This window comes from Stieleria sp. (assembly GCF_041595215.1).
Lineage (GTDB): Bacteria > Planctomycetota > Planctomycetia > Pirellulales > Pirellulaceae > Stieleria > Stieleria magnilauensis.
Map to the genome: position 1 here is coordinate 1 of NZ_JBFHKV010000210.1, position 9635 is coordinate 9635.

General features: G+C 60.0%; 7 protein-coding genes. 4 read left to right on the forward strand and 3 right to left on the reverse strand.

Translation table 11 applies throughout. The features are described from left to right. Positions 1–136 precede the first annotated feature (136 nt). Both ABX749_RS10580 and ABX749_RS10585 read right to left on the reverse strand, forming a co-directional pair. Positions 137–736, reverse strand: coding sequence for a hypothetical protein (locus ABX749_RS10580; protein WP_372895948.1), 600 nt, complete (start codon positions 734–736; stop codon positions 137–139). A gap of 124 nt (positions 737–860) precedes the next feature. Continuing rightward, positions 861–1559, reverse strand: coding sequence for an ATP-binding protein (locus ABX749_RS10585; protein WP_372895949.1), 699 nt, complete (start codon positions 1557–1559; stop codon positions 861–863). A 423-nt stretch (positions 1560–1982) separates the two neighbouring features. Here ABX749_RS10585 and ABX749_RS10590 point away from each other — a divergent pair, with 423 nt between their 5' ends. The 3 genes from ABX749_RS10590 (at position 1983) to ABX749_RS10600 (ending at position 6905) form a co-directional block, all read left to right on the forward strand. Then, positions 1983–3809, forward strand: a complete 1827-nt coding sequence (locus ABX749_RS10590) for a cyclic nucleotide-binding domain-containing protein (RefSeq protein ID WP_372895950.1) — start codon at positions 1983–1985, stop codon at positions 3807–3809. 246 nt (positions 3810–4055) lie between these two features. Next, positions 4056–4862, forward strand: coding sequence for a hypothetical protein (locus ABX749_RS10595; RefSeq protein WP_372895951.1), 807 nt, complete (start codon positions 4056–4058; stop codon positions 4860–4862). Positions 4863–4883: 21 nt separating this feature from the next. Then, positions 4884–6905 carry a hypothetical protein gene (locus ABX749_RS10600; RefSeq protein ID WP_372895952.1) on the forward strand — a complete coding sequence of 674 codons (2022 nt, stop codon included), beginning with the start codon at positions 4884–4886 and terminating at the stop codon, positions 6903–6905. A gap of 100 nt (positions 6906–7005) precedes the next feature. Here ABX749_RS10600 and ABX749_RS10605 read toward each other — a convergent pair whose 3' ends face one another. Next, positions 7006–8124, reverse strand: coding sequence for a hypothetical protein (locus ABX749_RS10605; RefSeq protein ID WP_372895953.1), 1119 nt, complete (start codon positions 8122–8124; stop codon positions 7006–7008). Between the two features lie 441 nt (positions 8125–8565). On the opposite strand from ABX749_RS10605, the gene ABX749_RS10610 reads away from it, so the two are divergent. Next, on the forward strand, positions 8566–9635 hold a 1070-nt coding region (locus ABX749_RS10610; protein ID WP_372895954.1), incomplete at its 3' end, for an aconitase family protein.

Sequence of the window (9635 nt, forward strand, 5' to 3'; positions counted from 1 at the left end):
AGGGCCACCTCGTTTGACACCAATCGGTGTGTTTTTTTAGCGGTAGGGCGCGAGCCCTCCGGTACGTCACGATGTTCTTCAACTGAGACCGGACGGCTCGCGCCGTTCCGCTATCTTGCTTGCGCTGGACCGCGCACTACACGTCCAAGTCGTCCAGCTGGTCGATCAGACTGTCCAAATTCTCGTCCGATCGGGGCGATGCAGCGGCGACCGGAGCCGGTTGGCGAGGTGCGGTAACCGGGACCGGACGTGCCGTGGCTTTAACGTCCCTGTTCGCAGCGTCCTTGTTCGCAGCGGGTTTAATTGTCGTCGAGCCGCCCGATCCCAGGGCACCGAGCGAAACGGTTTTGACACTCAACGAAGCCCTCAGTCGATCCAGCTCCGCGATGATCTTTTCGACGTCGTTGTGTTTGGTCAGATCGAACAGAAACAGACGTCGCGGTGACTGTCCCGGGGCAAACGGTCCGTCGGGATCGAGCTGATGCGGACAACGCGATCCATGAAACTCGATCGCCGCGAGCACGTCCAGCATCTCCGGCTCCGATCGCCAATCGAGAACTGCCGAGGGCACCGTGATGGAGTCCAAGGTCATGCGGTCGGTGGAATCGTCGGCGAGGGAATCGAATCGCCCCACCAGGGTCAAGTCGAGGCCGGCTCGTCCGATCAGGTGACCGACCAAAGATTCCGCAAGATTGGCAGCCGAGGCGGGCGGGTTTTGGACAAGGATGACGGGCAATCGCATCGGAGCAGGCCGTTGGGGAGCAGGGGCGGAATCGGGAGGGCGTCTGGAGCGGTGCGTCGAACGTCGCATGCTTGAAGCGGTACGGTTGGAGCGTTACCGTCGCAGCGAGCTGTGTACGTCAGCTGTGGAATTTCAGTTCGTGCGCGTGGGCGTCTTCGACCACATCATACATCTCGAACCAGAGTTCCCTGACATTGGTCGTCGGCGTCAGTCGTCGGTCTTTCAAATGGCCATCGATCATCTTGCGAAGCTCGTACGGCGAATCGGATAGCAGGTCTTCCGCCAGGGAGCGAATCAATTTGGAGTTCGCTCGGGTTTCGTGGAGCACCGTCCATCCGGGCATGCGATAGTGGCACGTCGCGAGCAAGGTCAGCTTTCGATTCGAAGCCATTCGTGCGACGCGCAGCCTGGAAAGGTGTGTCAACTGTTCCCAGCCATCGACGACCAACAGTCCGTCTTGGGGAAGCTCCATCAGCCCGTCGCGAATTCGCTTGCCGGCACGAAACCGCTCCGCCAAACGCATGCGAAGGCTCATGGAGGGATCATTATTGAGCTGATGGAACGCGACCTGGGGAAAGCTCCGTTGAAGCTTGGGCAGAAAGGTATGCAGCAGCGTCGATTTTCCGGTCCCGTGGGGGCCGACGATCAGCGCACGGCGGGAGCTTTTCAGCTTCGCCAGCAGCGACTCCAGTTGCGAGTCCACGTTGTGTGGACTGGTCGCGTTGGCTCCGTGGGAGAACCGATACACAACCTGTGACGGCGCAATGAACGACGTCGAAAATGGATTCGTGGGCTGGAATTCAAACGACGACTTCAAGGAACGCTCTCTCGATCGTTTTCGGGAACAAGCTGATTTGCGGCCATCGGTCGGAAATCACAGAGACCGAACGGCCCCACAAACCGATCTCCATCCGGATCAGTATAGCCGAAACGCGATGGTGAGCGTCTATGGGCTCAAATCCAATCCCGCTAAGTGAAGCGCTGTTGCCTGAGGTTCTGTCCCGTAGGCTCCGCGCCAAACGGCTGATGATCGTCTGGCATTAGCCGGTTCGCGCCAGCGTCCAGGCCTTCTTTTTGATGATCAATGGACCCTGCAGGGCTGGAATCAGCAGGCCGCCCGCCAACGCGTGCCCTCTATCCCCCCCCTTTTTCGTTGCCCAGGTGACCTACCCCACCCATCCGCCGTCAATTCCCGGATTAAGCTTGACCTTGTCTTTTGCTACAGCCTATGGAAGGGTCGATGGACTCGACCCCGACAATTCCGGTACAGCGTCCCAGTCGATGGGACGAACCGCTCGACGCATCCATGACGGATGCCGATGTCGCATGGCTGCGCACGCGCGGCCCCTTCAATCAGATGGATCAATCCGCGTTTCCCCGTGCGACACCGCTGTCGGGAATCTTGCGCTACGATTGTCGGCTACATCGGGTCGAGCCCGGCGAGGTGATCGTCCGCGAAGGCGATTACGGAAACAGTGCATTTTTGCTGATCACCGGCAACGTGCGTGTGCTCGTCGATTCGTTGACCGATCGGCAACTCGGTCGCCAACCGACTCGCTCGATCGGCTGGGGCGAAGCCTTGTCGCGGTTCTTGCGACGTTCGCGCCACCCGGAAACGCGAACCCCTGAGCAGGTCAGCATCAATGCCGCTGCGGGCGGTCACCAGGCGATTCGCCAGGTCGATGATCGCCCCGCGATTTTCTTACAGGACATCGAGGGCGTGCTGCGGCGACACGAGAGTGTTTCGCTGGGGCCTGGGGAGTTGTTCGGTGAAGTGGCGGCGATGTATCGCTCGCCACGAACGGCCACCGTGATCGCCGAAACCGAAGCGGCGTTGGTCGAGATCCGTTGGCAGGGATTGCGCATCCTGCGTCGCGATCGACGTTTCGCCGACACCTTGGAACAGCATTATCGCCGGCATTGGTTGCCCATCCACCTTCGTGAAATCCCATTGTTGCGTTACCTGCCGGAAGAAAACATGCAACGCGTGATCGAGGCGACGGAGCTTCGGTCGTACGGCCGGATGGAATGGAACGCCGATTACAAGAAGACCCGTAAGCTGCATCCGGCAGACCAAATTGCATCGGAACCCTTGGTCGTCGATCAAGGGCAACTGCCGACCGAGTTGATTGTGGTGCGGAGCGGTTTCGGGCGGATGTGCGTGCGTCACGGTGCGGCGCATCGAACCGTCGCCTATCTGGGCAAGGGCCACTTATTCGGAATCGATGAGATCGCCTACAACGCGATGCGTCCCGAATCGATGCGTCCGATCCATTACCAACACTCGCTGCGCGCCGTCGGTTTCTTGGACGCACTTTCGATCCCAATCGAAGTGTTTGCGGCGGAGGTGTTGCCGCATATCCGCAAGTCCGAGTTGCCCGAGAGCGCCCGGTCGCTGCAGAAATCCTTCACCGAAAAACGATCGGATCGGCGTCGCGTTCGCAGCGACCAGCGGAGCGAAGCGGCGGATCGTTTTTCGCCAGATCCGACGCAAGACATTGAGCACGCTGCCGGTGTCAGTTTCGAGTCGACGAGCTTGTTGGAGTTTATCGTTCAGCATCGTTTGAACAACGGTCGCGAAGCAATGGTGATTGATTTGCATCGCTGCACCCGCTGTGACGATTGTGTCAAAGCCTGCGCGGACGTCCACGACGGCAATCCGCGATTCGTGCGACAGGGGATCGTTCACGATCGTTTGCAGTTCGTTCAAGCCTGTATGCATTGCAGCGATCCGGTTTGCATGATCGGCTGTCCGACCGGAGCGATCGCGCGTGATCAGAACACGGGCGTGGTTTCCATCCACGACCCGATCTGCGTCGGCTGCGGGGTTTGTGCTGCGGCATGCCCCTACGAGAACATCGCGATGGCGGAGGTCGTCGATCGCAAGGGCCGACCCTACGTCGATGAGAAAAGTGGCAACGCGATTCGCAAAGCGGCCAAATGCGATCAGTGCAGTGGGCTGCCGTCGGGACCGGCGTGCGCGGCCGCCTGCCCGCACGATGCGCTCGTCCGAATCGACTTGAGCGAATCGCCACCGCTTTCTGATTGGCTGGAAAAACGGAGCTAGAGCTTTGTCAACTCTCAAACTCAAGGGATTCAGCAGCCGTTGGTGTCCAGCCTTTAGGCGTTCCCATTCACTGCGGAGCAGCGACACCGGGCGACTAAAGCCTGCACACCAACACGCATGCCCGTACCATTCATGTTTGACCCCTTTGCCGCTCGTTAGAGCGATGGTGGGCAACCTCAACATGGGTCGTTGTGATTCGTGGACGCCAGGAGAGTTGCAAGCGTGAATCGTTCGCAGGGTCCCCGTTTGAGAACACGTCGCCTCGTCGCTTTGTCGGTGACGCTGGTCGTGATCGCGATCTTTTGGGGAATCACCCGCTGGGAAACATCACGTCTGGGGATGCCGGCGTTCTTCACCGGTTTCACCCTGTTGGTGGGACTGTTCTTGTTGATGCTGCTGGGTGTGCGTCGTCGTTTGCCGTTTTGGCCTCTGGGCAGCGTCAGCACCTGGACGCAGATCCATCTTTACGTGGGGATTTTCACGACCGCAATCTATGTGCTTCACGTTCCGGCGCTGATCGCCGGTGGAGTCCTGGAGGGTTGTTTGTCGATCATCTTCCTGATGGTCACCGCGAGCGGTTTTTATGGGATCTATGCCAGTCGCACGCTGCCGAAAAAACTCACGGCGGTCGAAGGCCAACATCGTTTCGATCGCATCGATTGGGTGCGGAATCAAATCGCCGCCGCAGCCGACAAGGCCTGCCGCCAAATCAGCGAAACGTCGGCCAAGCAGGTGCTGGAAACGTTCTACCAACAGGCCTTGTCACCGTTTTTTGTCAGCCGTCCGACACTCGCCTACGTGATCGCGCCCAACGGAAATCGCCGCCGCAGGTTACTCGGCGACCTGAAAGAATTGGATCGCTATCTGGAGGAGGACGGGCGACGTGTTGCGGGGCAGTTGGCGGCGTTGGTGCGTCGCCGCGACGATCTGGATTATCAGTTTGCCCTGCAGCTACGACTGCGTTGCTGGGTGGTGTTTCATTCGCTCCTGTCGCTGGTGTTGTTGGCTGTGGCGCTGATTCACATGGTGATCGTGTTGCGGCTGGTGGGTTGAGGACGAGGCGCAAAGCAAGTCATGCGAAGAGACAATCTTGAAATCCCGCAACCGCCCATCAACGATCGCCCCGGCGATTCGTGGATGCCGGCTGTCGACGGGGCTGGATCGGACGGCGCCGCCCGCGTTCGCACCTGGTCGGGGCGACGCCGTCGCTGGACCGTCGTTTTTTTCACGTGCGTTTTGCTGGGTGCGCTGGCAACGTTGGCGATGATGCCCGCGGAGCAATTGTTCAAGCCAGGTGAATTGTCGACGCCGCACGCCCAGATTCTGGCGGGTTCCGTTTCCGGCGAAAAGTGCGCCGCGTGTCATCATCAAGCTGCGTTTTCATTGGCTGCGTGGTTTCATTCGGCAAGTGATTCGCATGCTGCTGATTCGCATGCCGCTGTGACGCAGTCGGATCTGTGTATGGATTGCCATCACCGTACGATCAATGCGAACCTGGCTCTCGCGGCACACAATCTGCCGTTGTCGGTTCGCGATCAGATGACCGAGACGATTCGGCTGGCTTCCAAGCGTTCGGCCGCCGACGGCACCGGCTTCTTGCCTCGATGGATCCCCGATGCCGCCGTTGACCAAAACGATGTCGCTTGTCGAGCCTGCCATCAAGAGCACCATGGCGCCGAGGCAGACTTGTTGTCGCTGTCAAACAACCAATGCCAAACCTGTCACAGCGAACGCTTCGGGGCGTTTGCCGATTCACATCCGGATTGGGAGGGTTGGCCGTATGGCCGTGGCGGAGAACTCTCGTTCAATCACGCCACTCACCAGCAGACACATTTCCCGTCGTGGAAGTCGGGGGCGGAAACGTTCGACTGCTCGATCTGCCATCCCGCGGGACCGACGGGTGAACTGGTTCGCGTGGCTAGCTACGAAACCAGCTGCCAAACGTGTCACGATGAAGCGATGAACGTGCGGGCAGGAAAGGGCATCGATTTTGTTGCTCTGCCATCCTTGCCGCGAAACGCTTTGAACAACGTCAGCGGTTGGCCGGAGGGCGCGACCGGGTTCGCCGACGGAGTGATCTCGCCGCTTGCCGAGTTGATGTTGCGCGCCGATCCGGCGGTGACCAAAATCGTGCGTGGTGTCCCGGGGGGCGATGTCAGTCGCTTGTCGATCGAAGACCCGCAAACCGATGAGACGCTTGCGCGTCTGGCGAACGGGTATCAAAGGTTGATTGACGACGTCGGCAGACGGGGCCAATCGGCGATCCAAGAGCGGCTGTTGCAATTGGGGATTTCTCCCGGTCCCTTCCAACCCGTTCTGCGTTCGCTGTCGCCGCAGTTGATCGAGTCGGCCGGCCAGAAATGGTTCACGCGGACCAACTTGACCGGTACACAAAGTGCCACGATCACACGACCGCGACCAAAGATTCGATTGGTCATCGCGGACGAAGATGACTTGTTGGGGGCCGAGCTATTGGGATCAAGCCTGCTGGGCGAGCCGGGCGATGAAGACGCATTGTCGGAAGATCCGCTGCTGGAGGATCCGCTTCAGCAAGATCCATTGGCCGGTTCAAACGATCGGTCGGCAACGGTGGTTTCCGCTGTGCCGGCATCCGAGTTGGTGCAAGTCGGCGGCTGGTATCGCGATGATCAACGCTTTGCGATCAGCTATCGAGGCAACGGGCACAGCGATCCCGTGATGGTCGGCATGATCGAAACGTTTGCGCAGTTAGCCGAACACGATCCGCTGAAGCAACGTTTCTTCGACGGACCCTTTGTCGCCGCGTGTGTGTCCTGCCATCCCGGTGCGACCGCGATTCCCGCTTCTTGGCGGGCGAAAGGTTTAGTGGGACAACGCAGCGAGTTCACCAAGTTTTCGCATCGCCCCCATCTGAGTGTCTCCGCGCTCGGTGATTGCAGTCACTGTCACCAAGTTCGTGATCGACAGACGATGCCGGACCATGAATTCGTCTTTGCCGGGTCGGAGTTCAAAGCGTTGGAGCGTGAATCTTGCGCGGCGTGCCATCACGCCAACGCTGCCGGTGAGGATTGCACCCAGTGTCACCGCTACCACATCAGCGATGGCGGTCTTCGATAGTGGCGTAAGCTTCCAGCTTGCGCGTTCCGCTGCGACTATCCATCCCATCCGGGATAGATGAAGATGGGGCGGTCACAGCACGTCTTAACGCGAGGCCCGGTTAATGCGAGGCCCGGTAGGGTGCCAACACACGTCGGCTGGTCATCGGACGCAGTTGGATCGGTTCTTCGTGACTGACCGGTCGCAATCCGCTGCCCACCGCTCGTTCGGGCTTTTGGAGCAATTGCGTCGGTGTCTTGGGCGCGGGGTAAACCGGTTGGTAGGTCTTCGCGATCACTCGGCTGGCACGTTCCAGCATTGGCCGGATGGAGCCGTATTGCCGTCGCAAACGAGCAGCGTCCTCCTCGAAGGGATCATCCAGGTCCTCCAGATCATCCAACGCATCAAAGATCGAACCTTCTTTTTTCGGTTGCGTTGGGGGTTCGACCGGGTTCGGCGTGGGCGGCATGTCCGGTAGCGAGGGAGGCGTGAACTGCGGATCGCTGAGAGGATCCGGCGAATCGGAGCCCGGCTCGGGAAGGGGCATCGCAGGCGTTGCCGGGCGCGGCGTCGGAACCGGTTCGGCAGGAATCGTCGGCGGTGGAGTGAGTGTGGGGCGGCCCGTTGGTTCCGCTGCTGGTGGGACGGCGGGGATCTCTTGACGGCGCGACGATTGAGTGGGGTCGGGGGGGGCCGGCGCGGCAGGCTTGGGTGTTTCAGGCTTGGGCGTTGCTTGCTTCGGAGCAGCTTGTCTCGGCGCCGGGGCCAGTGGCGGGACGGTTGGCAATCGAGGCGCCGCGGTCGATGGTGGCGCCAAGGGTTTGGTCGCAGCCGGCGGGTTGGGGATTTGCAACACCGGCGGAGTGGTTGATTCGAGGTCCGTCATCCAGGGGGCCGAATCGCATCCGCCATCGCAGCCGTGCGTGGTGCATCCGGCGTTGCCGCAACGGTCCAGTCCCAGCAGCTTCTCGATGCCGCCGGCGACCGTGTCGAGTGTCTTGTAGATCGGGTTGGATGTCCGCCCCGTTTGTCCGCAGCTGCCACAGTCGCACGGGCCTTGATTGCCACAGGCGGAATAGGCATCACATGCGGTGTCGGCTGCTGACGCTTGGGGCTGGCCCAGCATCGAAAACGCAGATATTCCAGTGGCAAGGCTGGTCAGCACCAGGGCTTTGCCCACTTGCCAGCCGCGTCGGCGTGACCGAGACGACACACGATTGATGGGGGAAGTCAAAGTCATGGGGATCAACGTCTCTCGTTCCAGCCGGAAACCAATTGGGAATCAGTCCTTCGTCGAAAAACCTTATCGACGAGAAACAATCCGGATGACCAAAAGAATCGGCACGTCCGGCACACAGGACGCAAATCGCCCAGCTTGCCAGCTGCGGTTTTTGGGATTTTCCTGCGTCGGGTGACGGAACGGGGCACCGCTGGCGGGGCGATCGGCTCGGTTTGATCGAACTGAATCCCAGCGACGACAGGCTCTTTGGGCGGCCGCCGGCCCCAAAACAGCGATCTGAGGCGGCTAGGAAAACATTCGTCACGGGAGACCGTCTCGAGGGTCGGTTGTGTTCTGATTCGGTCGGTGACGGCCTGTCGCAGGGGCGATTTATTCCGAGCAAAACGCTAGACTGTGCGCGTTGACCGTCCCACTTCCGCTTTGCACTCAGAGACACACGCAGTGAGTTTTGACCCGTTTAGCGTCCGCGACCAATTCGAAACCGGCAGCGGAGCAGCCACCATTTACCGGCTCAGCAAATTGCAAGACGCCGGACTCGGACAGATTGATCGGATGCCCTTCTCGATTCGAGTGCTGCTCGAGTCGGTGTTGCGCAACTGCGATGGTTTTTCCGTCAGCGAAGAGGACGTGAAAAATCTCGCCGCCTGGAACGCGAAGGCGCCTGAGAAACAGGAAGTGCCGTTCAAGCCGTACCGCGTCGTGTTGCAGGACTTTACCGGCGTGCCGGCCGTCGTCGACTTGGCAGCGATGCGCTCGGCGATGCAGCGGATCGGTGGCGACCCCAACAAAATCAATCCGCTGATCCCGGTGGACCTGGTCATCGACCACAGCGTCCAAGTGGATTTCTTCGGCAGCGAATCGTCGCTCGGCCAAAACGTTGAAATCGAATTCCAGCGGAACCGCGAGCGCTACGAATTCTTGCGATGGGGTCAACAAGCGTTCGACAATTTCCGTGTCGTTCCGCCCAACGTCGGAATCGTACACCAAGTCAACTTGGAATACCTGGCCCACGTCGTGGCGATTCGCGACACCGGTGACGGCCCGGTCGCCATGCCCGACACCCTGGTCGGAACGGACAGCCACACCACAATGATCAACGGCTTGGGCGTACTCGGTTGGGGCGTCGGCGGAATCGAAGCCGAAGCGAACATGTTGGGCCAACCGTTGTACATGTTGATGCCGGAAGTGATCGGGTTTGAATTGACCGGCAAACTGCCGTCGGGTGCGACGGCGACCGACATGGTACTGCGCGTGGTCGAACTGCTGCGTGCCGAAGGCGTGGTCGGCAAATTTGTCGAGTTCTTCGGTACCGGGATGAACGCGATGAGCGTTGCCGACCGGGCGACGATCGCCAACATGGCACCCGAATACGGCGCGACGATGGGATTCTTTCCCGTCGACGACGTGACACTGACTTATTTGCGTCAAACCGGTCGTCCAGAAACCGGCGTGCAACTGGTCGAACGTTATTGCAAAGAACAGGGGCTGTTCCGGACCGATGATGGTCCCAC